This window comes from Marinobacter sp. F4218 (genome assembly GCF_019443085.1).
GTDB lineage: Bacteria > Pseudomonadota > Gammaproteobacteria > Pseudomonadales > Oleiphilaceae > Marinobacter > Marinobacter albus.
In genome coordinates this window covers 70273-94395 of record NZ_JAHZIL010000002.1, presented here as the reverse complement: position 1 = coordinate 94395, position 24123 = coordinate 70273, and the positions used below count along the sequence as shown (strand labels likewise).

Here is a 24123-nt window from a genome sequence, read left to right as displayed (position 1 = left end):
GCCGCCAGGAAAGTTCACCGGCCTGCCCACCAAGACGCTCACCAAGGCTCCGATAAAATGTCCTTACTCCAGATCAGACAGGCCATACAGACCGATCTCGACGACCTAGTTCAGCTGGAGAATCGGTGCTTCTCTGAAGACCGGATATCGCGGCGCAGTTTCCGTCGATTTCTCGACATGCCGCGAGACCGTCTGATTGTTGCGACCCTCGATAATGCACTGGTGGGTTATTGCCTGGTCCTGATGAATGCAGCGACCCGGCTTGCCCGCATATATTCGATCGCCGTTTCACCGAAAACCCGGGGCCTGGGTGCAGGCGAGAAACTGGTGCGTGAGGCGGAACGTGAGGCGGTCAACGCCGGTCGCATCATCATGCGTCTGGAAGTGCGTGAGGACAACCATCCGGCAATCAATCTATACAAGCGCCTGGGCTACCGACAGTTCGGCACTTACCGGGATTATTACGAGGACCATGGCAACGCCCTGCGCTTCGAACGCCGCATTCTGTTTTACGAACCCTCCAAGCAATTTTCCCCCGTGCCCTACTACCCGCAAACGACGGATTTTTCATGCGGGCCCGCGGCACTGATCATGGCCATGGCGGCACTGGATGAAAAACAACCGGTCACCACGCTGGAGGAACTCAGACTCTGGCGCGAAGCGACCACCATTTTCATGCTGGCCGGCCATGGGGGCTGCGGGCCCCACGGACTGGCACTGTCAGCCTGGAATCGGGGATTCCAGGCCAGCGCCTGGATCAGCAAGGAAGGCGCCCTGTTCAAGGACACCGTCAGGAGCGAGGAGAAGAAGCGGGTACTGGAACTGGTACACGAGGGCTTCCTGCACGACATCGGCCAGACCGGAATTGAATTGCATCACGACCCTCTGACGCTGGAGGGCATGGAGCAGGCTCTTCAGCACGGCCGCATCCCGGTCATCCTCATCAGCACCTGGCAACTGAATCGAAGCCGGGTTCCTCACTGGGTGACCGTCTGCGCCATAGACGAACAGTTCGTCTACCTGCACGATCCGGAAATCGATGTCGAGGCCGGCGAAACCGTGGCCGATAAGCAGTATCTGCCCATCGACCGCCGGATCTTCAACAAGATGTCCCGTTACGGCCGTCTGCAACCACTTCAGGCGGCCGTCATCGTCGGCCCCAAACGGGGCAACTGATCAGCCGGTACGCAAAGCTGCTTCTTTCAGGTCGGAAATCTCATCCCGGATCCGTGCAGCAGTCTCAAAATCCAGATCCGATGCGGCCTTGTACATCTCGTCTTCGAGTCTTGACACCTCTTTGAGCACCTCTTCGGGTGACTTGTTGCCAGTCTTGGCCCGATACCGTTCCGCTTCCTCCGCAGCCTTCTGACCCGGACGCTCGCCCTTCCGGCGGCCTCGACCGCCACCACCGGCGCCTTCCATGATATCGGCAATCTTCTTGTTCAGTCCCTGAGGCGTAATCCCATGCTCTTCGTTATGTGCAGTCTGTTTGGCGCGCCGGCGTTCGGTTTCATCAATGGCTCTCTGCATGGAACCTGTAATCCGATCCCCATACAGAATCGCCTTGCCATGTATGTTCCTCGCAGCCCGGCCAATGGTCTGGATCAGTGACCGTTCAGACCGCAGGAAACCTTCCTTGTCCGCATCAAGAATGGCTACCAGCGACACCTCCGGCATATCCAGGCCCTCCCGCAGCAGGTTGATTCCGACAAGAACGTCGAACTCACCACGCCGAAGGTCCCGGATGATCTCAACCCGCTCGACGGTATCGATATCGGAGTGGAGATACCGAACCTTAATGTCGTGTTCCATGAGAAAATCGGTAAGGTCCTCAGCCATCCGTTTGGTCAGGGTCGTCACCAACACGCGCTCCTTGATGGCCACCCGGGAATGGATCTCCGAGAGCAAATCGTCGACCTGAGTGGACGCGGGCCGGATCTCGATCTCCGGATCCAGCAAACCGGTGGGCCGGACCACCTGCTCCACAACCTGCCCGGAATGCTCCGCCTCATAGTTGGACGGCGTTGCCGAGACAAAGATCATCTGGGGCGCGATACGTTCCCATTCATCGAATCGCATGGGCCGGTTATCCAGCGCGGACGGCAATCGAAAGCCATACTCCACGAGGGTCTCCTTGCGCGAGCGGTCGCCTTTGTACATAGCACCAATCTGGGGGATGGTCACGTGCGACTCGTCCACCACCAGTAGTGCATTGGGTGGCAGGTAATCAAACAAAGTCGGCGGTGCTTCACCGGGACGGCGTCCAGACAGATAACGCGAGTAGTTCTCGATACCATTGCAGTAGCCCAACTCCATCATCATCTCGATGTCATAGCGGGTCCGCTCTTCGAGCCGCTGCGCCTCCACCAGACGATTGTTGTCGCGTAACTGCTGCAGGCGCTCGTCGAGTTCGACCCGGATATTCTCCACCGCATCCAGAACGGTCTGGCGGGGCGTAACGTAGTGCGACTTCGGATAGATCGTGACCCGGGGAACCCGGCGCAGGACCTCGCCCGTAAGCGGATCGAAGTAACTGAGGTTTTCTACCTCGTCATCGAACAGCTCGATCCGGATGGCCTCCTTTTCGGATTCTGCCGGAAACACGTCAATCACGTCGCCACGAACCCGGTAATTGGCCCGGTGAAACTCGATATCGTTGCGGGTGTATTGAAGTTCGGCCAGCCGACGCAGGATTAAGCGCTGGTCAATCTGGTCGCCCCGGTCAAGGTGCAGCATCATCTTCAGATAGGATTGAGGGTCACCCAGACCGTAGATGGATGAAACCGTGGCCACGATGATTGCATCCGGCCGTTCCAGCAGGGCTTTGGTCGCAGACAGCCGCATCTGCTCGATGTGCTCGTTAATCGATGCATCCTTCTCGATGAAGGTGTCGGACGAAGGCACATAGGCCTCGGGCTGGTAATAGTCGTAATAGGAAACAAAGTACTCGACGGCGTTATTTGGGAAAAACTCCCGGAACTCGCCATAGAGCTGCGCGGCAAGCGTCTTGTTGTGCGCCATCACAATGGTCGGGCGCTGAATCTGCTCAATGACATTCGCTATGGTAAAGGTCTTGCCGGAGCCGGTTACCCCCAACAACGTCTGGTGCGCCAGACCTGACTGAATGCCATCTACCAGACCGTCGATGGCCTTTGGCTGGTCACCAGCAGGCTTGTAGGGCGAATCAACCTTGAACACACCCTCTTTGTCAGCACTGGACTCGTTTTTGGCCATAATAGGCGGACAACCTCCGGTTTTTTGACAGACACAGCCCTTGCGCAGGCCCGAACCGTCGAGAAATTTAGCGTTACGCCGGCTTCATGATACCATCAGTGCGATCGACGGCTGGGCGAAAATCAGCCAGCTCCATGGCTTAAGCACCGAGTCCCGGCCGATCGCAGCCCTATCAGACGCAGCTTTAAGGAGCGCAAGTTTGGACCTTCAACTTTCCAGCCGTGTACAGGCGATCAAGCCCTCTCCCACCCTCGCAGTCACCAACAAAGCCGCGGAACTCCGCGCAGCTGGCCAGGACATCATTGGCCTGGGTGCAGGCGAGCCGGACTTCGACACTCCCGATCACATCAAACAGGCAGCCATTGAAGCCATCAACAACGGCCAGACAAAGTATACCGCTGTGGATGGTACGCCGACCCTGAAGAAAGCGATTATTGCGAAGTTTAAACGGGACAACGGCCTGGATTACGAAGCCAACCAGATACTGGTATCCAGTGGAGGCAAACAGAGCTTTTTCAACCTGGCGCTTGCCACTCTTAATCCGGGTGACGAAGCCATCATTCCGGCTCCCTACTGGGTATCCTACCCAGACATGGTCCTGGTTGCCGAGGGCAAGCCGGTGATCATCGAAACCGGCGCGGAAACCCGATTCAAGATTACGCCTGAGCAGCTGGAAAACGCCATCACCGAGCGCACCCGTCTGTTCGTGATCAACAGTCCGTCCAACCCGAGCGGTATGGCCTATACCCTGGAAGAGCTACAGGCGATTGGCGAAGTTCTGAAAAAGCACCCGAACATCATGATCGCGACCGATGACATGTACGAACCGATCCTCTGGACTGGCAAGCCGTTCTGCAACATCCTGAACGCCACCCCGGAGCTGTACGATCGCACCTTCGTGCTCAACGGCGTATCCAAGGCCTACTCCATGACAGGCTGGCGCATCGGTTACGCGGCGGGCCCGGCCAAAATTATCGGTGCCATGAAAAAAATCCAGTCACAGAGCACCTCTAACCCGGCCTCCATCTCCCAGGCGGCGGCACAGGCTGCGCTTGATGGGGACCAGGGCTGCGTTGGCGACATGGTCAAGGCATTCAAGGAGCGCCACGACTGGCTGGTTGAGGCTCTGAACAAACTGCCGGGCGTTGAGTGCCTGAATGGCGACGGCACCTTCTACGTGTTCCCGAGCTTCCACGGCGCCATCGACGCCGATTCAGGCGTCAGCACCGACGTGGAATTTGCCGAAAAGCTGCTGACTGACGCCGGCGTGGCACTGGTTCCAGGCTCCGCCTTTGGTTGCCCGGGCCACATGCGCCTGAGCTTCGCCACCAGCATGGAAAACCTGAAAAAGGCCATCGAGCGCCTTCAAAAAGCACTTGGCTAAAAAGTTCCGACCAGGGGTTGACGGGGGCGTATTGCCAACTTAATATACGCGCCTCGTCACACGACGACGTTCCCCGATAGCTCAGTTGGTAGAGCAACGGACTGTTAATCCGTTTGTCGCTGGTTCGAGCCCAGCTCGGGGAGCCACTATTCAAAAAAGCCGCTGATTTCTGGAATCAGCGGCTTTTTTCATTTCTGGCCGAAGGCAAAGCGACTCAGAGAGTCGCCACCTCCTGATGTATCGCCTCCAGCGCCGCCAGTGGATCAGACGCCTGGGTAATCGGCCGACCAATCACCAAGTAATCACTGCCAGCCCGAAGCGCATCGCTCGGGGTCATAATCCGTTGCTGGTCACCTCTGGCCGCACTCAGCGGCCGAATGCCCGGCGTGACCAGCCGGAAATCGGCGCCCTGCTCCGCCTTCAGAGTCGGCGCTTCCTGAGCCGAGCACACGACACCGTCAAGACCACAATTTCGGGTCAGGGTTGCAAGCCGTGACACATGGGCCTCTGGCGATTCAACAATGCCAATACCTGCCAAGTCTGCAGCGCTCATGCTGGTCAGGACCGTTACCGCAATCAGCAATGGGCGATCGGCACCGAAAGACTCCAGGCGTTCGCGACAGGCGGTCATCATCTTTTCGCCACCCGAGGCGTGCACGTTGACCATCCACACCCCCAGGTCCGCCGCAGCCGCCACCGCTGCAGACGTTGTGTTGGGGATATCATGAAACTTCAGATCAAGGAAGACTTCGAATCCCCGCCGTTGCAGGTTCTGAACCAGTTGGGGGCCAGAACGGGTAAATAGCTCCTTACCCACCTTCAGACGGCATTTGGCGGGATCCAGCTTGTCCACCAGCTCAAGCGCCGGATTCTCGGAGGGAAAATCCAGCGCGACGATAATTTTCGGATCGTTAGCGTCTTGCACGTTTAATGTCCTGCGGAATGTCAGAAAAGTTATTCGGCTTCAACGCCCTGGATCGGGCGTACGGTTTCCCATTGTTTGCAACTCGGGCACAGCCAGTGCAGCTGTTGACCGGAGAACCCGCAATTCGCGCAACGGTAAACCGGGCGATTGGAGAGAATCAGATGACCAATCCGACTGACCAGCCGGCCTTCGTCCGTGGTCATGCCTTTTTCGTATCCGGCCATCTCCACCAGCCGGAGCAAGCCCCTGACACTGGGGCGCGTCTCGAGCTCCTGCCTTAACAAATCAATGGCTGCCGGTCGGCCAGAGGAACGTTCCACCGATTCAACCAGCGCCAGAAGCAGGCTCGTACTGGGATAGCTTTCGTAGAGCTTGCGCAGCTTTTTACCAAGGCGACCAACATCGCCGTGCTCATTTTCCAACCGCATCAGGCGGTCAACCGCCTCCGGGCCAAACTCCGGATTCTGGTCGAAGACCTTCAGGCTCTGGTTAGCCGCCTCCCGGAAACTGCCCTGGCGAACTTGCAGCTTCATCAGTATCAGGGTTGCCCTGACACAGGAATGATCGTAATCCAGGGCTTCCTTCGCCAGTTTCTGCGCCGCCCAGCGGTCGTCACGCCGCAGCGACTCTTCTGCCAATTCGCAGGTAATGTAAGCAAGCATCTTGAACATCGCCGGATCGGCATCGCCTTTAGTCAGCGCCCGTGCCACGTCAGCGGCCTTCCCCCATTCCTTTTCCTGCTGATAGACCTCAATCAACTGCTGGGCGGATTTGCGGCCGTAGTCTCGGTCTCCCATCAATTGTTGCAACAAGGCTTCCGCCCGGTCCAGAAGGCCGGCGTTCAGATAGTCCTTGGCCAATTCGAGAGTTACCTGGGGTGAAAAGCGGGTGGGTAATTCTGGCCGGGCCAGTAGATTCTGATGAATCAGGATTGCGCGCTCGGTCTCGCCTTTAAGGCGGAAGTGACTGCCAATAGAGAGGTGCAGACTGACCGTATCCTTGTTCACCGCGAGGGACTGAACAAAATTTTCCACGGCCTGGTCGGAGTAATTGGTAAACAGAAACTGAAGACGATCGCGCACCGACTCTTCGTCGGAGATGGTTTTTCTGGTCCTGCGGCCATTGCTGCCTAGCCTGCCGGCTACCCAGCCAGCCGCGACCGCTGCGGTGAGCAGCAGCCACTGAAGCACTATATCCATTAAAGAGTCCGGTCGTTCTGGGCCCTGGATTTCTCCAATGCCTGCTCGGCACGATCAAGTCGTTTCTGAAGAGTTCGCCGGGAAACCGAGTTACGAACAGTTGCCAGCATCGCGATCAGCACTCCAACCAGAGCGCCGATCACAAATGCCATGATAATCCAGACAGCCACCCCGTGGGGCTGGGTTTCGAACAACAGAAAATTGAGCGAAACAGCCACCTGATTATTGAGCGAAAACACGAGTGCTAGCAGGATAAGGACCAGTACCAACAGAATAATAAGAATTTTCTGCAATCCTGCCATAGCCATAGCGCTCCCTGATGGGCTTCGGAAAAGCCCGAATTATACCCGTTCCCCGATCCGGCGTCAGAAGCCTTTTTTCAGACTGTCGTTAACCTGTTCCCGCAACTCTTTGCCCGGCTTGAAATGGGGCACGTACTTGGCGGGTAACTGAACCGCTTCTCCGGTCTTGGGGTTACGGCCGGTGCGAGCAGCCCTGTGATGCAGGGAAAAACTGCCAAAGCCCCGGATTTCAATTCTCTGACCATCGGCAAGGGATTGAGACATGTGCTCAATGATGGTCTTCACAGCCAATTCTACATCTTTAACGGAGAGCTGAGTTTGCTTGGACGCGATCAGCTCGACCAGTTCGGACTTCGTCATGAGGCGTTTCCCTCTTTCATTATTATTCGACCGTCGATTACCGGACTCTCATGACTACCAGTTTAGCCAAACCAAAAAAAAACACAAAAAAAACGGGCTCTTAGAGCCCGTTTTTTTCTTACCAACTTGAGATATTAATCTTTGTTGGCGTTCTGCTGCTGCATCTGCTCCTTGATGAGATCACCAATAGTGGTCGCACCAGAAGTTTCAGCCGCTTTGGCCCGCACACCCTCAAGTGCCTGCTTGTCGTCCTCAACGTCCTTGGACTTCACTGACAGGTTGATGATGCGGTTCTTGCGGTCGATGCTGATAATCTTCGCTTCGACTTCTTCGCCTTCCTTCAGCGCGTTGCGTGCATCTTCAACACGGTCACGGCTGATTTCAGACGCCTTCAGTACGGCTTCGACTTCGTCATTCAGGGCAATGGTCGCAGCCTTGGCATCAACAGCAGACACGGTGCCCTTCACGATGGAGCCCTTGTCGTTCAGCTGTACAAACTCGGCGAACGGGTCGCTCTCGAGCTGCTTGATACCGAGGGAAATGCGCTCGCGCTCCGGATCAACAGACAGGATAACGGTTTCAACCTCATCACCCTTCTTGTATTCACGAACCGCTTCTTCGCCAGTCTCGTTCCAGCTGATGTCAGACAGGTGAACCAGACCGTCGATGCCACCGTCCAGGCCGATAAAGATACCGAAGTCAGTGATTGACTTGATCTTACCGGAGATACGGTCGCCCTTGTTGAAGTTGCTGGAGAAATCTTCCCACGGGTTGGAAACGCACTGCTTGATACCCAGAGAAATACGACGACGCTCCTCGTCGATATCCAGAATCATCACTTCCACTTCGTCGCCAACCTGGACGACTTTCGACGGATGGATGTTCTTGTTGGTCCAATCCATTTCGGAAACGTGGACCAGACCCTCAACACCCTCTTCCAGCTCTGCGAAGCAGCCGTAATCGGTCAGGTTGGTTACGTGTGCGGTAACCTTGGTACCTTCCGGATAGCGACCCTTGATATCAACCCAGGGATCTTCACCCAGTTGCTTCAGACCCAGTGATACACGGTTACGCTCACGGTCGAACTTCAGGACCTTAACGTTGATCTCATCGCCCACATTCACGATTTCGCTCGGATGCTTGATGCGCTTCCAAGCCATGTCCGTGATGTGCAGCAGGCCGTCAACCCCGCCCAGATCTACGAACGCGCCGTAGTCGGTCAGGTTCTTGACGATACCTTTGATTTCCAGACCTTCGGTCAAGGTTTCCAGCAGAGCTTCACGCTCGGCGCTGTTTTCAGCTTCCAGAACGGCGCGGCGGGAAACAACCACGTTGTTACGCTTCTGGTCCAGCTTGATAACCTTGAACTCGAGTTCTTTGTTCTCCAGATGCGCGGTATCGCGAACCGGACGAACATCTACCAGAGAGCCGGGTAGGAAGGCGCGGATGCCGGCCAGATCGACGGTGAAACCACCCTTGACCTTACCGTTGATAATACCCTTGACAACCTCTTCCGCTTCGAAGGACTTCTCAAGAACCTTCCAAGCTTCGGCACGCTTGGCCTTCTCACGAGACAGACGGGTTTCCCCGAAGCCGTCTTCAACAGCATCGAGAGCTACATCGACAACGTCGCCGATAGCAACTTCCAACTCGCCTTTTTCGTTGAGGAACTGGGAGGCGGGGATAACGCCTTCGGACTTCAGTCCGGCGTTAACGGTGACCCAGTCGCTGTCGACGTCAACTACGGTTCCCTGGACGATGGAACCCGGTTGCATGTCAATTTCTTTTAGGCTTTCTTCAAAAAGATCCGCAAAGCTCTCGCTCATTATGTGTCCTATGTGATCAACGCAAGTTTACTCCGTGCTACCAGCAACACGGTCTGTTAGTCATGTCCGGATATGGCCAGTGGCTGGCCGATAACGCCACATCCGGCATTTGAACGACAAAAAGGTGTAGTCAGGCCTGACCTGCTGCGGCCATACACCTGTCTAACACCTCTTCTATACTCAAACCCGTAGAATCAATGACTTGCGCATCATCTGCAGGCTTGAGAGGGGCTGCAGAACGGTTCATATCCCGTTCATCACGAACCCGTATCTCCTCTAAAAGGGTATCAATGTTAACATCGACACCCGCGTCCTTCAACTGGCTAAATCGTCTCCGGGCACGCTCCTCGGCACTGGCAGTCAGGAAAATCTTCACCGGCGCATCGGGAAAGACAACCGTGCCCATATCCCGGCCATCGGCAACCAATCCCGGGGGCTTCCTGAAATCCCGCTGCCGTTGCAACAGCGCATCCCGGACCGGCTGCATCACCGCAACCCGGGAAGCGTTGTCGCCACAGGTCTCAGTGCGAATTTCCGAGGTCACATCCTCCCCTGCCAGGATCACTTTCGCCGGCTCTCCCGCCGGAGTTGGCTGGAACGCCACATCCAGGGAGGCCGCAACACCTACCAGGCTGGCCTCATCATCCAAGGAAACCCCCTGGCGCACGGCGGCAAGGGCGGTCAGCCGATAGAGTGCACCACTGTCCAGAAGATGAAATCCCAGCTTCGTCGCCAGCATCTGGGTAATGGTACCTTTGCCCGATCCACCCGGCCCATCAACGGTAATAACCGTCGCCACGCTCTCAGACATTACTCATCTCCCTCGGCGGTGACGTGGATCCCGGTGCTCCGGGCCAGCTCCACGAATCCCGGGAAAGACGTTGCCACGTTGGCACAGTCTGTGACCTCTATCTCCGCTTCCGCCCGAAGCGATGCCACCGCAAAGGACATGGCAATTCGATGATCGCCGTGACTGTTGACCGTTCCGCCGTCAATCGTCTGGTCGCCCTCGATGACAATGCCATCCGGCGTTACCGTGGTTTCAACGCCCAGCGCAGCAAGCCCATCGGCCATCACCTGGATCCGGTCACTTTCCTTGACCCGAAGCTCTTCGGCCCCACGGAGAACGGTGCGCCCCTTGGCGCAGGTTGCGGCGATGAACAGCACCGGAAACTCATCGATCGCCAGTGGCACCTGATCCTCGGGAATATCTATACCTTGCAGCTCCGCCGCCCGGACGCGCAGGTCCGCCACCGGCTCCCCACCGATTTCCCGCTCGTCAAGCACTTCGATATCGGCCCCCATCATGCGGAGAATGTTGATCACACCCACCCGTGTCGGGTTCATTCCCACATGGCGCAGCACAAGGTCCGAGCCCGGTGCGATACTGGCGGCTACCAGGAAAAACGCCGCTGACGAGATATCGGCCGGCACGTCGATGTTGGTGGCCTTGAGATGCCCACCCCCACAGACGCTTGCGGTCGCGCCGTCGCGATGAACGTGGTAACCAAAACCCGCCAGCATGCGCTCGGTATGATCGCGGGTCGGTGCCGGTTCGGTTACAGAAGTACTGCCCTCGGCATAGAGACCGGCCAGCAACAGGCAGGACTTCACCTGTGCGCTGGCAACCGGCATCTCATAATGGATGCCACTCAGGTGCTGACCGCCGCGGATTTTCAGCGGCGGTCGACCACCCTCGGCGGTGTCGATTACCGCACCCATGGCCCGCAGCGGATCGGCCACTCTACCCATGGGGCGCTTGGACAGACTCGCATCACCGGTCAGTTCGGAATCGAACGGCTGAGCTGCGAGCAGTCCGGCAAACAGACGCATGGCAGTGCCGGAGTTGCCCAGATAAAGCGGTCCCCGCGGCGCCTGCAGACCATTGACACCAACGCCGTGAATGCGCACAAATCCGGCATCCGGTCCCTCAATGGTGACACCCATGTCCCGAAATGCCTGCAGGGTGGCCAGGCTGTCCTCACCCTCCAGGAAGCCTTTCACCTCGGTGGTCCCGTCAGCCAACGCGCCCAGCATAATCGAGCGGTGGGACATGGATTTGTCACCCGGAACCCGGATATCGCCGGTAACGGCGCTGCCGGGCTGAAGACGGAACGTTACCTGTTTCTCACTGTTGTTTGTCACGTAAGCCTGTCCTGAAAGCATCTTTGAAAAGTGTTCCCGCGCTGCTTTGGCGCGACTGAAAACTCGCAGCAGCGTGGCGCTGTCCTGATTGGCAATCGCCTCACGCAGCTGTTCCAGATCGTGGGTGAAATGGTCGATCACCCGAAGCACTGCCTGTTGGTTCGAAAGGAAGATATCGTGCCACATTACCGGGTCACTGGCGGCAATCCGCGTGAAATCACGGAAACCACCGGCAGCGTATCGGAAGATGTCCATGTTCTCATCTTCGCCGGCAAGGGTATCCACCAGGGAGAAAGCGATCAGATGCGGGAGGTGGCTGGTCGCCGCCAGCACTTCGTCATGATAGGCCACCGACATGGTCAGCACGGTAGCGCCGCACCCCTCCCAGAGCCGCTTCAAACGATCCAATGCGGACTGGTTGACCTGCTCATCAGGCGTCAGGATAACCTTGTGCCTGGCAAACAGATCCGGATTGGCCGCCCGGATACCGCTTTTCTCGGAACCGGCAATCGGGTGCCCAGGAATTACCTGCGGCGACAGCGCCCCAAAAACCGCCTCCACATCGGCGACAAAGCTGGACTTGGTGCTGCCAACGTCGGTCAGCACGGCGCTCTCACCGAGCCACGGCTGGATTTCCTCCAGCACCGCTCGCGTTGCACGGACCGGCACCGCGAGAACCACCAGATCGCTCCCCTTCACCGCCTCTTCGATTGATGCCGCGGCCTCATCAATGACACCGAGCTCATGACCCAGCGCCAGCTCGTCGGCGCGCTTGTCGGCGCCAACCACTACCTCTGCCAGACCGTTTCGCCGGATCGCGCAGGCCAGAGATCCGCCGATCAGGCCCAGCCCGATGATCGCGACACGCTTGAAGAGCGGCTGCTGATCAGACATCCGCGGCTCCCTGCCCTGGCGGCTGCAGCGCATGCTCCAGCGCGTCGATAAAGCGATCGTTGTCAGCCTGCAGGCCTACCGATACCCGTAAATGGTTCGGCATTCCGTAACCGGCAACCGGCCGAACGATGACGCCCTGGGCGAGCAGTGACTGATAGATGTCCTGGGCCCGCCCGCCAACGTCAACGGCAATAAAATTACCGGCTGACGGTATGTAGCCCAGGCCCAGCCTGTCGAACGCCTGTTCCAGCTGTTTCAGTCCTGCGGCATTTACCTCACGGGATCGCTCCAGATACTGGTCGTCACCCAACACCGCAGTAGCAGCTGCAAGAGCCAGCGTATCAACGTTGAAGGGCTGGCGAACACGGTTGAGGATATCGGCAATCGCTGCTGAGCAGATACTGTAGCCGACCCGGAGCGCGGCCAGTCCCCAAGCCTTGGAGAAGGTCCTGCAGACAATCAGATTGGGAAACCGGCTCAGCAGCTTGACGCCATCAGGGTACTGATCACCCTGGAGGTATTCGCAATAGGCTTCGTCGAGAACAACGAGGACATTGGCGGGGATTTTTTCCAGAAACGCCTCGATCGCTTCAGCCTCGTGAACCGTGCCGGTCGGATTATTCGGGTTGGCCACAAAGATCAGTCGCGTGCGATCGGTCACGGCTGCGGCCATGGCGTCAAGATCGTGCCCCCACGCCTTTGCCGGTACCGATATGCCTTTGGCGCCAATGGCCTGAGTCACCAGGGGATAAACAGCAAAGGCATACTGGGAGAAAACGACTTCCGAGTCACGGTCCGCGAAACAGCGGGCAATCACTTCCAGCACATCGTTCGAGCCGTTACCCAGGGTGATCTGGTCCATACCGACACCAAATCGGGCCGCCAAAGCCTGTTTCAGGTCAAAACCATTACCATCGGGATACAGGCACAGTTCCGGCAGCGCCTCCCTAACGGCCGCAAGCGCTTTATCACTGGGCCCGAGCGGGTTCTCGTTACTGGCCAGCTTGACGATATCGGCCGGATTCAGGCCCAGCTCACGGGCCAGCTCTTCAATCGGTTTGCCCGGCTGATAGGGAGACAGCGCCTGAACCCCTTTCACTGCCAGGCTTTGGTAATCAATCGCCATAGCCTTACCTCGTTCCTAGCCTGAATACCGCGAATCTAGAGCACACCAATCGGGTAGGAACCCAGCCGCTTGAGCTCAACCGCCTCGTCGTCCACTTCCGCCAGCAGATTGCGTACCTGCTCATTCTCCATGTGCCCCTCGAAATCGATGTAGAACACATACGCCCAGGTACCGCTGGGCGACGGCCGGGTTTCGATCCGGGTCAGGCTGATGCCATGGCGATGGAAGGGTTCCAGAAGCTGATAGAGCGCGCCGGGTTTATTGCGCATGGACACCAGGATGGACGACTTGTCGTGCCCGCTGGCCGGCACTTCCTCGCGGCCGATAATGAGGAACCGTGTCGTGTTATCCGGACGGTCCTCTATGCTGCTCGCCAGCATTTCCAGCCCGTAGAGCTCCGCGGCCATATCACCGGCAATGGCCGCCGCACCGGGCTCTTCCGCCGCACGCCTGGCCGCCTCGGCATTGCTCGACACGGTAATGCGTTCAATACCGTAGCGATGGGTGTCCAACCACTGACGACACTGGGCAAAGGATTGTTGATGGGAATAGATCCGGGTGATTTCCTGGTCTTTGTGTTTCGGTGATACCAGCAGGTGGTGGTGAATTCGAAGCTGAACCTCACCGCAGATTTTCAGCGGTGACGACATGAACATGTCCAGGGTGTGGTTGATCATACCCTCGGTGGAGTTCTCCACGGGCACCACCCCGTAATGAGCAGCGCCGGACTCCACCTCTCGGAACACCGCGTCTATCGCGGGTAAAGGCACACTGACCACCGAGTGCCCGAAATGCTTCAGGGCCGCTGCCTGGGTAAAGGTGCCCACCGGGCCCAGAAAAGCAATGTGCATCGGCTTTTCCAGAGCCAGGCAAGCAGACATGATCTCTCGGAACAGCCGGGCCATTTCCTCGGCAGACAAAGGCCCCGGGTTCTGCTCCTTGATACGGCGCAGCACCTGGGCTTCGCGCTCAGGGCGATAAAAGAAGACATCCTGGTCCGGGTTCGAAGCCATTTTGACGTGCGCCACTTCCTGGGCACAGCGGGCCCGGGCACTGATCAGATCCATGATCTGCTGGTCAAGGCTGTCGATCTCGTCCCGAAGCTCTGCCAGGCGAACTTGCTCGTCACTCATGCTCAGCCACGCTCCCTGGCGAATTCCGCCATGTACTGGATCAGGGCGTCAACGCCGGCCTCAGGCATGGCATTGTAGATGCTGGCGCGCATTCCTCCGACGGAGCGATGCCCCTTCAGATTGAGAAGACCGCGGGCGTCCGCGCCTTTCAGGAAGTCACTGTTGAGACCGTCGTCCGCCAGGGTAAACGGGACATTCATCCAGGAGCGGAACCGGGGATCAATCGGGTTCGCATAGAAGTCGTTGGTATCGATGAAATCGTACAGCTTCCTCGCCTTGCGATGGTTGATCTCACCCATGGCTTCCACGCCGCCCTGGGCCTTCAGCCATTTGAATACCAGCCCGGCCAGATACCACGAATAGGTCGCCGGGGTGTTGTACATGGAGTCGTTATCGGCGATGACCTGATAGTTCATCATCGTCGGCGTTTCCTTGCGGGCCTTGCCCAGCAGATCCTTGCGGATAGCCACGACAACCAGCCCCGAGGGTCCGATGTTTTTCTGGGCACCGGCATAGATCAGACCGAACTTCGAGAAATCCATCGGGCGGGACAGCATGGTGGACGACATATCCGCCACCAGCGGCACCTTGCCACTGTCCGGGATGAAGTCGTACTCGAGTCCCCCGATGGTTTCATTCGGCGTGTAGTGCAGATACGCAGCATCAGCGTTGAGTTGCCAGCTGGACACATCCGGAATGGTGGTGAAGCCGGATTCCTCCGAACTGGCCACCACATTCACCTCGCCATAGCGCTTTGCTTCTGCAATCGCCTTCTTGGACCAGATGCCAGTGTTCACATAATCCGCGGAAGTCTTCTCTCCCAGAAGATTGAGCGGAATGGTAGCAAACTGGCTAGAAGCTCCACCCTGCATGAAGAGTACGGCGTAATCATTTGATATACCCGCCAATTCACGGAAGTCTTTCTCGGCAGTTTCGGCAATCTGTACAAACTCCTCACTGCGATGGCTCATCTCCATGACGGACATGCCGGTACCGCGCCAGTCCAGCATTTCCTCGCGTGCCTGCTGCAGCACGGATTCCGGCAAGGTCGCCGGGCCTGCACAAAAGTTATACGCCCTACTCATGATCCTGTGATCTCTCAAGTCTTACTGGTTCGGTCTTGTGGCGGTGCCGGCTTATTCCTCGCCGGCACTGTCTTCGGAGCTGCCTTCAGCGGAACCTTCACCCTCTTCGCCGTCGAGCTCCTCGTCGTCGGTTTCGGCAATACGCTCCACGCCCACGAGGCGTTCGTCTTCCTGGCTGAGTTTGATCAGCCGCACACCCTGGGTGTTCCGGCTCAGTACAGAGACCTCGTCGGTACGGGTCCGTACCAGCGTGCCCTTGTCGGAGATCAGCATCATCTCATCGCCATCAAACAGCTGCAGCGCAGTAACCAGGTTGCCGTTACGCTCGGAACACTGCATGGCAATAACGCCCTGGCTGCCACGACCGTAGGTGGGGAACTCATCAATGGCGGTTCGCTTGCCGTAGCCGTTTTCACTGGCGGTCAGGATCACACCGTCTTCTTGGGGAATAATCAGAGACACCACGTGATGCCCTACCGGCATCTTGATACCGCGCACACCTCGGGCGGTCCGGCTCATCGGGCGCACCGCCTCTTCGGCGAAGCGAACGGCCTTGCCAGCGGTGGAGAACAGCATCACTTCCGCATCGCCTTTGGTAATGGCGGCGCCAATCAGGGTATCGCCCTCATCCAGGGACAGGGCAATCAAACCACTGCTCCGGGGACGAGAGAAGTTCGGCAGCGGCGTCTTCTTGACCACACCGGCGGAGGTTGCCATCAGTACAAACTGGTCTTCCGGGTAATCCCGGACTGGCAGGAAGGTCGTAATTCGCTCGCCCTCGTCCAGCGGCAGGATGTTCACCATGGGACGACCGCGGGAAGCGCGGCTTGCACGGGGGATTTCGAAAACTCTCAGCCAGTAGACCTTGCCGCGGTTCGAGAAACACAGAATGGTGTCATGGGAATTGGCCACCAGCAGTTTTTCGACGAAATCCTCATCCTTCATGGACGTGGCTGCCTTACCCCGACCACCACGGCGCTGGGCCTGGTAATCCTCAACGGCCTGGGTCTTGGCGTAGCCGCTGTGCGAGATGGTAACTACAAGGTCTTCTTCATCAATCAGGTCCGCGATGGTGAGATCGCGGCGCGAACTGGTGATTTCCGTAAGGCGCTCATCACCGAATTCGGTAACGATGGCTTCCAGTTCCTCGCGTATAACCTGCATCAGGCGGTCGGGATCGCCAAGAATGTCGAGCAGGTCGGCAATCTTTTCCAGAATTTCCTTGTACTCATTCTCAAGCTTTTCGGTTTCCAGACCGGTCAGGCGATGCAGACGCAGATCCAGGATGGCCTGGGCCTGCTCGGGCGACAAGTGATACAGCCCTTCACGCAGACCATAGATCTCGGGCAGGTCATCCGGACGACACGCGTCTTCACCGGCGCGCTCCAGCATGCCCAGAACATCACCGGGGGACCAGCCCTTGTCCATCAGCTTTTCTTTGGCTTCGGTCGCCGACGGTGAGGCTTTGATCAGCTCGATGATTTCATCGATGTTGGCCAGGGCAACGGTCAGGCCTTCAAGAATGTGGCCCCGCTCCCGCGCTTTACGCAGTTCGAAGATGGTCCGACGGGTTACCACTTCACGGCGGTGACGCACGAACGCGTCCAGCATCTGCTTCAGATTGAGGGTCTTCGGCTCGCCATTGATAAGCGCAACCATGTTGATGCCGAACACGGTTTGCAACTGGGTCTGAGCAAACAGGTTATTGATGATGACGTCCGGGTTTTCCCCACGCCGCAATTCAATAACCACCCGGATGCCTTCCTTGTTGGATTCGTCCCGCAGCTCCGAGATGCCTTCGAGACGCTTTTCTTTCACCAACTCGGCAATTTTCTCGATCAACCGCGCCTTGTTCAGCTGGTACGGCAGCTCGGTGATGATGATCGCGTCGCGGTTGGTCTTGTTGTCGTGCTCGATTTCATGGCGGGCACGAATGTAGATGCGGCCGCGACCGGTCCGATAAGCCTCAACGATGCCGGCACGGCCATTGATGATGCCCTGGGTCGGGAAATCCGGGCCGGGAATGAATTCCATCAGCTCGTCAACCGTCAGATCCGGGTTATTGATCAGCTCCAGGCAGCCCTTGACCACTTCGGTCAAGTTGTGGGGCGGAATGTTGGTCGCCATGCCCACGGCGATGCCTGAGGAACCGTTAACCAGCAGGTTGGGCACCCGGGTGGGCAGGACGTCAGGGATGCGCTCGGTGCCGTCGTAGTTGTCGACGTAATCCACCGTTTCCTTCTCGAGATCCGCCAGCAGCGAATGGGCAATCTTTTCCATCCGGATTTCGGTGTAACGCATGGCTGCCGCGTTATCACCGTCGATGGAACCGAAGTTGCCCTGACCGTCGACCAACGGATAACGCAGCGAGAAAGGCTGAGCCATACGAACAATGGTGTCGTAGACCGCGGAGTCACCGTGGGGGTGGTATTTACCGATAACATCACCCACCACACGGGCGGATTTCTTGTAAGCCTTGTTCCAGTCGTTGTTCAATTCGGACATGGCGAACAGAACCCGGCGGTGCACCGGTTTAAGGCCGTCCCTGACGTCCGGCAAGGCCCGGCCGACGATGACGCTCATGGCGTAATCTAGGTAGGACTGTTTTAACTCGTCTTCAATATTTACCGGCAGGATCTCTTTGGCTAACTCACCCATCGAGAAAGGTTCCTTTGCGTTATCTGGAAGTCGTGTCAGGGCCGTTTCCGGGCCCCCTAGTTATTCTTCAACAAGCCGCCAAGTCTACCACAATCGCACCCTCGCCGGGGCAACTGTGAGACGGCCTTAATCAAACACCACAGTCTTGTTTTCATAGGTAATCACGCGATCTTCGATATGGGATCGCAAACCGCGGGCCAGCACGTTCTTTTCCACATCTTTTCCAAGGCGCACCATATCTTCGATGGAATCGCTGTGGGTGATGCGAATGACGTCCTGCTCAATGATCGGCCCCTCGTCCAGGTCCTGAGTGACATAGTGACAGGTCGCACCGATCAGCTTCACACCCCGGCTGTAGGCCTGGTGGTACGGGCGGGCTCCGGCGAATGATGGCAGGAAGCTGTGATGGATATTGATGACCTTGCCGGCGTACCGGGCGCAAAGCTCGGCGGGCAGGATTTGCATGTATCGGGCCAGCACCACAACGTCAGCGTCATACTGTTTGAACAGTTCGTCGATGTGGGTGAACGCCTCAGCCCTGTTTTCCTTGCTCACGGGCACGTGGTGGTAAGGAATTTCATGCCATTCCACCATTCTGCGCAGATCGTCGTGGTTGGAAATCACCGCCACGATCTCGGCATTGATTTCCTTGCTGTGCCAACGGTATAGAAGGTCGGCCACACAGTGGGATTCCTTGCTGCACATCAGGACGACTTTCTTGGGCTGAGCGGAGTCCGCAATGTGCCAGTTCATATTGAATTCACGGGCAATGGGATCGAACGCTGCGCGGAACTGATCCAGGCCGAAGGGAATCGAACTGGCCTTGATCTCATGACGCATGAAGAACCAGCCGGTGTGAGTATCCGAATGGTGACTCGCCTCGGTAATCCAGCCATTGTAGGTGGACAGAAAGTTACTCACCTTGGCGACAATTCCCACCCGGTCCGGGCAGGAAATCACAAGACGATAGGTATGCTCCATGAAAGCCTTTCCTTAACTAAAATCCGGGAAAGCAGGTGCGCAGGGGAATCACTGACGGATACTCGACAGGTTGACGATACGCACCTATTAAAATGACCGGCTATCATAGCCTATCTGAACGTCAGAAACGAGGAAGAGAATCATGAACACTGCACCACAGCGGCAAACCCGGAAAAGCCACCTCATGACGCGCTCAGGGCACCTGTGGGTCATTGCATTCCTCCTTTCCATGACAACCGTCGTTCCAGCTTCCGGTCAGCCCATTCTCGAGGGCGAGCGCTTTCACCCAACCGTTGCTCGCCATGGCATGGTCGCAACCAGCCACACCCTGGCAACGGACGTCGCGCTGCAGGTCCTGAGAGACGGCGGAAACGCCATTGACGCCGCCGTCACTGCGGGTTTTGCCCTGGCAGTAACCCAGCCCCGGTCCGGCAATATTGGCGGCGGTGGATTCATGCTGATTTCGAAGGGCGATGGCAGCGCCCCGGAAGCCATTGATTACCGTGAGCGGGCCCCAGCCGCGGCAACCGCAACCATGTTCCAGGACGACAGCGGGGAGGTGGTCGAGGACCGCAGTCGTTTTACCCACCTGGCCGCCGGGGTTCCGGGTACGGTCGCCGGGCTGGCACTGGCGCTTGAACGCCACGGCACGCTCTCATTGAAAGAGGCCTTGGCCCCGGCCATCAAACTGGCCCGCGACGGGTTCACGGTGCCCAAGCGTTTCACCGAGGGCCTGGAATCCGCGCGACCGCGCCTAGAGCGCTGGCCCGCCACACTCAATACCTTTTACAAGCGCAATGGTGATGCCTACCAGCCCGGCGACCTGTTTCGCCAGCCAGCCCTGACCAGAACCCTGCAGCGCATCGCCAATGACGGGGTTAAGGGGTTTTACGAGGGCAAGACGGCGGAACTGATCACAGAGGAAATGCAGCGCCATGGTGGTCTGATTACCAGGGAAGACCTGAAAGCCTACCACCCCGTGGTTCGAACCCCGGTGCATGGCAGCTATCGAGGGTACGACATCTATTCGATGTCGCCGCCCTCCTCCGGCGGCACCCACATTGTCCAGATCCTGAACATTCTTGAGGGTTTCCCGATTGGCCAATTCGGCCACAACTCCGCCGACACCCTCCATCTGATGGCGGAAGCCATGAAACTGGCGTACGCGGATCGCTCGGAATACCTGGGAGACACTGACTACGTCGATGTCCCCCTGGCCGGCCTGACCAGCAAGGCCTACGCCGAAGCGCTGCGAGGCGATATTGAGCCGGGTCGGGCCCGGCCAGCCAGTGAAATCAGCCCGGGACAGCCGGCGGCCTACGAAAGCCCGGAAACCACGCATTTTTCAGTCGTGGACAAATGGGGCAATGCCGTGTCCAACACCTATACCATCAATTTCAGCTACGGTTCCGGTATAACCGTAAAAGGCGCCGGCTTTCTGCTCAATAATGAAATGGACGATTTCAGTGCAAAACCCGGCGTGCCCAATGCCTACGGCCTGATCGGCGGCGAAGCCAACAAAGTGGAGCCTGGCAAACGCATGCTCAGCTCAATGTCCCCGACGATTGTCAAAAAAGATGGCAGGAACTTCCTCGTTACCGGCAGCCCGGGTGGTTCAAGGATCATCACAACTACCCTCCAGGTAATCATGAACGTCATTGACCATGGCATGAATATCCAGACAGCGGTCAATGCCCCCCGAATTCATCACCAGTGGCTGCCAGATGAGGTTCGGATTGAGCAGGGGATCAGCCCTGACACCATTGCACTGCTGGAAAAACGAGGCCACACCGTGGTGACCAATTCGGCGATGGGCGCCATTCAGAGTATTATGATTGGAAAGGACGGTACGCTTTACGGTGGCGCCGACCCGAGGCGAAGCACCTCCTCGGCCAGGGGCTATTAACGTGACCGGTCAACTGAAACGCTGAACAAGGAGGCGAGCATGTTCCTGTCAGTCCAACTGAGCTGCTATCCGCTCAAAGACGACTACAAACAACCGATCTGGGACCTCATCGCGCGTCTTGAGGAAACCTCGCTTGAGGTGGTTCCGGGGCGCATGAGCACGGAAATCTTCGGTGAGTATGACGAAGTCATGAAAGTACTCTCCGATACTATGAAGTGGTCCTTCGAAACCTATGGAAAATCCGTTTTTGTCGCCAAAATCATGGAGGGTGACCGGAGACCGAAATGACAACGCCAAACGAACCTGGAAACCATAAACCGTCAAATGAGCCGCAGCCGGCTATCCCGAACCAGTATTCCTTCCTGTGGCTCAGTGCCGCCATCTTCCTGATGGTGCTCTGGCTCCAGGATGGCGGCCAGCCCAGGCTTCACGAACTGGCCTATTCGGAGTTCAAGACGGCGGTGGTAAACAACGAAGTGGCGGACGTCACTCTCATGGAGGAGAGCATCATCGGAACGTTCACCGATAGCGGTGCAGCGTCGTTCAGCTCAGACACCTCCCCCCAGGAGAGCGGCACCGGGTTTCACACCATTCGTCCGCCGATGGAAGACCCCTCCCTGCTGCCATTGCTTGAAGAAAACGAGGTCACCATACGCGCTACGCCCTCGGGGCTGCCCTGGTGGCAGGAAATGATTCGGGGCTTCCTGCCCTGGATTCTGCTCCTGGCCCTCATGTTCTGGTTCTGGGGCGTCGCCCAGAAACGCATGACCCAGGGGGGCGGACCGTTTGACTACGGCAAGTCCAAGGCTCGTCGTGCCCGCAAGGAAACCTCCACCACCACGCTGGACGACGTTGCGGGCATTGAGTCGGCAAAGCGTGAGATCAGTGAAATCATCGATTTCCTTAAGGCCCCTGAGAAATATCGGGCACTGGGTGCGGAAATGCCCAAGGGCGTGCTGCTGGTCGGGCCGCCGGGCACCGGTAAAACCCTGCTGGCTCGCGCCATTGCTGGTGAGGCCGAGGTACCTTTCTTCAGCATCAGTGCCTCGGAATTCATCGAAATGTTCGTGGGTGTGGGGGCGGCACGAGTGCGGGATATGTTCCTGAACGCCCGCAAGGAGGCGCCCGCTCTGATCTTTATTGATGAACTTGATGCCATCGGCCGCTCACGGGGCACCGGCCTCGGCGGCGGACACGATGAACGGGAACAGACGCTGAACCAGATCCTTACCGAAATGGATGGCTTCGAACCCCATGAAAACATACTCGTTCTGGCGGCCACCAACCGACCCGATGTACTCGACAGCGCCCTGCTTCGGCCCGGGCGGTTCGATCGCAAGATCACACTGGACCGGCCACACAAGGAGGCGCGCGCCGCAATCCTGCAAGTACACGCGCGCAAAGTGCCACTGGCGGACGATGTGGACCTTGACCAGCTCGCAGCGCGCACCATCGGTTTCTCCGGCGCTGACCTGAAAAACCTGGTCAACGAGGCAGCCCTGACGGCAGCCCGGGAGAACCTGCACGAGGTTACAGCCCACTGTTTCGAGCTGGCCCGCGACCGCATCATTCTTGGTGAGGAGCGCGATGCCCACCTGTCGAAGGAAGAGCGGGAAGCCGTGGCGTACCACGAGTGCGGACACGCCATCATGGCCTATTACCTGCCCAAGGCGGATCCGCTCACCAAGATCACCATCATTCCCCATGGCCTGGCCATGGGGGTGACCGAGCAGACCCCAAAAGACGATCAATACAACTACACCGAAAGCTACCTGAAAGACCGGATCAAGGTGATGCTCGGGGGAAGGTCCGCGGAAAAGCTGATCTATGGCGAGGTCAGCACCGGAGCCCAGAACGATCTCAAAGAGGCGACCACGCTGATCCGCCGAATGATTGGGCAGTGGGGCATGAGTGAAAAAATCGGCCCGCTAGGCCTGAGCATTGGCGAGGAGCACGTTTTTCTCGGCCGGGAAATGGGCCTGCCCCGGGAGTTCAGCGAAAAAATGGCGGAGTTGATCGATACGGAAATCCAGTCACAGCTCCTTGCCCTCGAAAAATCCACCCTCGATTTCCTGAAGGAACATCACCGGCAACTGGAGGCTCTGGCACAAGCCGTGCTGAAGAAGGAGACGCTGTCCGCCGAGGAGATCGACGAGATTCTGCGCAAGGAAGACGCCCGGAAAATTGCCTGACCGGGCGTTCAGGCAATCGCCACCAGATCGTGACTGAACAGGGCCAGACAGAAACCGATCACTGCGCCCAATGGCGGGCCCCAATGCCTATCAAGCCGGGATTGTGGCGCAATATCCTGGAAGATCAGATAAAGAATCCCGCCAGAAGCGGCAAGCATGATTGCACCCAGAACGACAGGCTGCTCGGACAGGAAAAAATAGCCGAGCAGACCTGCAAGGGGACCCGCCGTCACCAGGCCCGCCATGAAAATCAGCGTCTTTTTTGAGGTATAACCCGGCAAAGAAGACAGCTCCCGGTATGCGTTGAAGCCTTCGGGCAGGTTCTGCAAGGCGATCAGCACTGCAAGCAGGGGCGCCGTGCCGGGGCTCGCCACCGCAAGCCCACCCAGCGCCGTCGCCTCCGGAACGAAATCGAGCATCAGCCCCATCAACTGGGGGGATTCGCGGCGCCGAATCCCCAGCACACGCTCGATCAGAAAGAACAGCAGTCCCCCCGCAACAATCATGGGGATCGCCCATAACGAATCGCCCATACTCGACTGCCCTTCCGGCACCAGGACCACCGCTACGGCACCAAGCAGAATTCCACCCCCGAACGCGATCAGGAAATGGCGGAACTCCTGTTCCAGCCAGTTCGGGCCGATGCGCTCGGCACAGGCCAGCAACCCGCCCAGTGGAATACAGGCGCCGGCAAGCGCGGTCAAGCCGATGATGTAAAGGATATCCAGAAACATAGAAGCGCTACCGAAAATCGAAAAAAGCCTTTAATCCTG

Annotated in this window: 19 protein-coding genes and 1 tRNA gene; 6 read left to right on the top strand and 14 right to left on the bottom strand. The window is 57.8% G+C overall.

Annotation, left to right across the window (positions count from 1 at the left end; translation table 11 throughout):
* The first annotated feature begins 57 nt into the window (after positions 1-57).
* Positions 58-1176: a GNAT family N-acetyltransferase/peptidase C39 family protein gene (locus K0B93_RS00840; protein WP_219865381.1), complete on the top strand. Its 1119-nt coding sequence runs from the start codon at positions 58-60 to the stop codon at positions 1174-1176.
* Here the strand turns inward: K0B93_RS00840 and uvrB are convergent, their stop codons facing one another.
* The gene (gene uvrB / locus K0B93_RS00835) at positions 1177-3234 is read right to left on the bottom strand and encodes an excinuclease ABC subunit UvrB (protein WP_219865380.1); all 2058 of its coding nucleotides are present in this window, start codon (positions 3232-3234) and stop codon (positions 1177-1179) included.
* Positions 3235-3433: 199 nt separating this feature from the next.
* Between uvrB and K0B93_RS00830 the strand changes: the two genes are divergently transcribed.
* Both K0B93_RS00830 and K0B93_RS00825 read left to right on the top strand, forming a co-directional pair.
* On the top strand, positions 3434-4618 hold the full coding sequence (locus tag K0B93_RS00830) for a pyridoxal phosphate-dependent aminotransferase (protein WP_219865379.1): 1185 nt from the start codon (positions 3434-3436) through the stop codon (positions 4616-4618).
* A gap of 70 nt (positions 4619-4688) precedes the next feature.
* Positions 4689-4764 (top strand) — tRNA-Asn (locus K0B93_RS00825).
* Between the two features lie 68 nt (positions 4765-4832).
* Here the strand turns inward: K0B93_RS00825 and pyrF are convergent.
* From pyrF to purU, 12 genes are all read right to left on the bottom strand, one after another.
* Positions 4833-5543: an orotidine-5'-phosphate decarboxylase gene (gene pyrF, locus K0B93_RS00820; protein ID WP_219865378.1), complete on the bottom strand. Its 711-nt coding sequence runs from the start codon at positions 5541-5543 to the stop codon at positions 4833-4835.
* Between the two features lie 29 nt (positions 5544-5572).
* Complete coding sequence (gene lapB / locus K0B93_RS00815; protein WP_219865377.1) at positions 5573-6742, bottom strand: lipopolysaccharide assembly protein LapB; 1170 nt, start codon at positions 6740-6742, stop codon at positions 5573-5575.
* Positions 6742-7044 carry a LapA family protein gene (locus tag K0B93_RS00810; RefSeq protein ID WP_219865925.1) on the bottom strand — a complete coding sequence of 101 codons (303 nt, stop codon included), beginning with the start codon at positions 7042-7044 and terminating at the stop codon, positions 6742-6744. The genes lapB and K0B93_RS00810 overlap by 1 nt, the downstream gene beginning before the upstream one ends.
* Positions 7045-7107: 63 nt before the next feature.
* The gene (locus K0B93_RS00805; RefSeq protein ID WP_008172061.1) at positions 7108-7404 is read right to left on the bottom strand and encodes an integration host factor subunit beta; all 297 of its coding nucleotides are present in this window, start codon (positions 7402-7404) and stop codon (positions 7108-7110) included.
* A 134-nt stretch (positions 7405-7538) separates the two neighbouring features.
* Positions 7539-9230: a 30S ribosomal protein S1 gene (gene rpsA, locus K0B93_RS00800; protein WP_219865376.1), complete on the bottom strand. Its 1692-nt coding sequence runs from the start codon at positions 9228-9230 to the stop codon at positions 7539-7541.
* A gap of 130 nt (positions 9231-9360) precedes the next feature.
* Complete coding sequence (cmk, locus tag K0B93_RS00795) at positions 9361-10041, bottom strand: (d)CMP kinase (RefSeq protein WP_219865375.1); 681 nt, start codon at positions 10039-10041, stop codon at positions 9361-9363.
* Entirely contained in the window at positions 10041-12269 is a 2229-nt protein-coding gene (locus K0B93_RS00790; protein WP_219865374.1) for a bifunctional prephenate dehydrogenase/3-phosphoshikimate 1-carboxyvinyltransferase, read from the bottom strand. Before K0B93_RS00790 ends, cmk begins: the two co-directional genes overlap by 1 nt.
* Positions 12262-13395, bottom strand: coding sequence for a histidinol-phosphate transaminase (gene hisC / locus K0B93_RS00785; RefSeq protein WP_219865373.1), 1134 nt, complete (start codon positions 13393-13395; stop codon positions 12262-12264). Before hisC ends, K0B93_RS00790 begins: the two co-directional genes overlap by 8 nt.
* 35 nt (positions 13396-13430) lie before the next feature.
* Positions 13431-14528, bottom strand: coding sequence for a prephenate dehydratase (pheA, locus tag K0B93_RS00780; RefSeq protein ID WP_219865372.1), 1098 nt, complete (start codon positions 14526-14528; stop codon positions 13431-13433).
* Between the two features lie 2 nt (positions 14529-14530).
* On the bottom strand, positions 14531-15613 hold the full coding sequence (gene serC / locus K0B93_RS00775) for a 3-phosphoserine/phosphohydroxythreonine transaminase (RefSeq protein ID WP_219865371.1): 1083 nt from the start codon (positions 15611-15613) through the stop codon (positions 14531-14533).
* A gap of 51 nt (positions 15614-15664) precedes the next feature.
* Entirely contained in the window at positions 15665-18271 is a 2607-nt protein-coding gene (gene gyrA, locus K0B93_RS00770; RefSeq protein WP_219865370.1) for a DNA gyrase subunit A, read from the bottom strand.
* A gap of 126 nt (positions 18272-18397) precedes the next feature.
* Positions 18398-19252, bottom strand: a complete 855-nt coding sequence (gene purU, locus K0B93_RS00765) for a formyltetrahydrofolate deformylase (RefSeq protein WP_219865369.1) — start codon at positions 19250-19252, stop codon at positions 18398-18400.
* Between the two features lie 229 nt (positions 19253-19481).
* Here purU and ggt point away from each other — a divergent pair, with 229 nt between their 5' ends.
* The 3 genes from ggt to ftsH are packed head-to-tail and all read left to right on the top strand — an operon-like array spanning position 19482 to position 23350.
* A complete protein-coding gene (gene ggt / locus K0B93_RS00760; RefSeq protein ID WP_228743221.1) occupies positions 19482-21158 on the top strand; it encodes a gamma-glutamyltransferase in 1677 nt (558 codons plus the stop codon).
* A 39-nt stretch (positions 21159-21197) separates the two neighbouring features.
* Positions 21198-21446: a hypothetical protein gene (locus K0B93_RS00755; RefSeq protein WP_219865367.1), complete on the top strand. Its 249-nt coding sequence runs from the start codon at positions 21198-21200 to the stop codon at positions 21444-21446.
* Positions 21443-23350: an ATP-dependent zinc metalloprotease FtsH gene (ftsH, locus tag K0B93_RS00750; RefSeq protein ID WP_219865366.1), complete on the top strand. Its 1908-nt coding sequence runs from the start codon at positions 21443-21445 to the stop codon at positions 23348-23350. The genes K0B93_RS00755 and ftsH overlap by 4 nt, the downstream gene beginning before the upstream one ends.
* Before the next feature lie 8 nt (positions 23351-23358).
* On the opposite strand, the gene K0B93_RS00745 is transcribed toward ftsH, so the two are convergent.
* Positions 23359-24084 (bottom strand): ZIP family metal transporter, encoded by a 726-nt coding sequence (locus K0B93_RS00745; protein WP_219865365.1) that lies wholly within the window; start codon positions 24082-24084, stop codon positions 23359-23361.
* Positions 24085-24123: the final 39 nt, after the last annotated feature.

Coding starts and splice junctions, on each gene's coding strand:
- K0B93_RS00840 (WP_219865381.1), top strand. CDS start 58: ATGTCCTTACTCCAGATCAGACAGGCCATACAGACCGATCTCGACGAC.
- uvrB (WP_219865380.1), bottom strand. CDS start 3,234: ATGGCCAAAAACGAGTCCAGTGCTGACAAAGAGGGTGTGTTCAAGGTT.
- lapB (WP_219865377.1), bottom strand. CDS start 6,742: ATGGATATAGTGCTTCAGTGGCTGCTGCTCACCGCAGCGGTCGCGGCT.
- K0B93_RS00810 (WP_219865925.1), bottom strand. CDS start 7,044: ATGGCAGGATTGCAGAAAATTCTTATTATTCTGTTGGTACTGGTCCTT.
- K0B93_RS00805 (WP_008172061.1), bottom strand. CDS start 7,404: ATGACGAAGTCCGAACTGGTCGAGCTGATCGCGTCCAAGCAAACTCAG.
- rpsA (WP_219865376.1), bottom strand. CDS start 9,230: ATGAGCGAGAGCTTTGCGGATCTTTTTGAAGAAAGCCTAAAAGAAATT.
- cmk (WP_219865375.1), bottom strand. CDS start 10,041: ATGTCTGAGAGCGTGGCGACGGTTATTACCGTTGATGGGCCGGGTGGA.
- K0B93_RS00790 (WP_219865374.1), bottom strand. CDS start 12,269: ATGTCTGATCAGCAGCCGCTCTTCAAGCGTGTCGCGATCATCGGGCTG.
- hisC (WP_219865373.1), bottom strand. CDS start 13,395: ATGGCGATTGATTACCAAAGCCTGGCAGTGAAAGGGGTTCAGGCGCTG.
- pheA (WP_219865372.1), bottom strand. CDS start 14,528: ATGAGTGACGAGCAAGTTCGCCTGGCAGAGCTTCGGGACGAGATCGAC.
- serC (WP_219865371.1), bottom strand. CDS start 15,613: ATGAGTAGGGCGTATAACTTTTGTGCAGGCCCGGCGACCTTGCCGGAA.
- gyrA (WP_219865370.1), bottom strand. CDS start 18,271: ATGGGTGAGTTAGCCAAAGAGATCCTGCCGGTAAATATTGAAGACGAG.
- purU (WP_219865369.1), bottom strand. CDS start 19,252: ATGGAGCATACCTATCGTCTTGTGATTTCCTGCCCGGACCGGGTGGGA.
- ggt (WP_228743221.1), top strand. CDS start 19,482: ATGACAACCGTCGTTCCAGCTTCCGGTCAGCCCATTCTCGAGGGCGAG.
- K0B93_RS00755 (WP_219865367.1), top strand. CDS start 21,198: ATGTTCCTGTCAGTCCAACTGAGCTGCTATCCGCTCAAAGACGACTAC.
- ftsH (WP_219865366.1), top strand. CDS start 21,443: ATGACAACGCCAAACGAACCTGGAAACCATAAACCGTCAAATGAGCCG.
- K0B93_RS00745 (WP_219865365.1), bottom strand. CDS start 24,084: ATGTTTCTGGATATCCTTTACATCATCGGCTTGACCGCGCTTGCCGGC.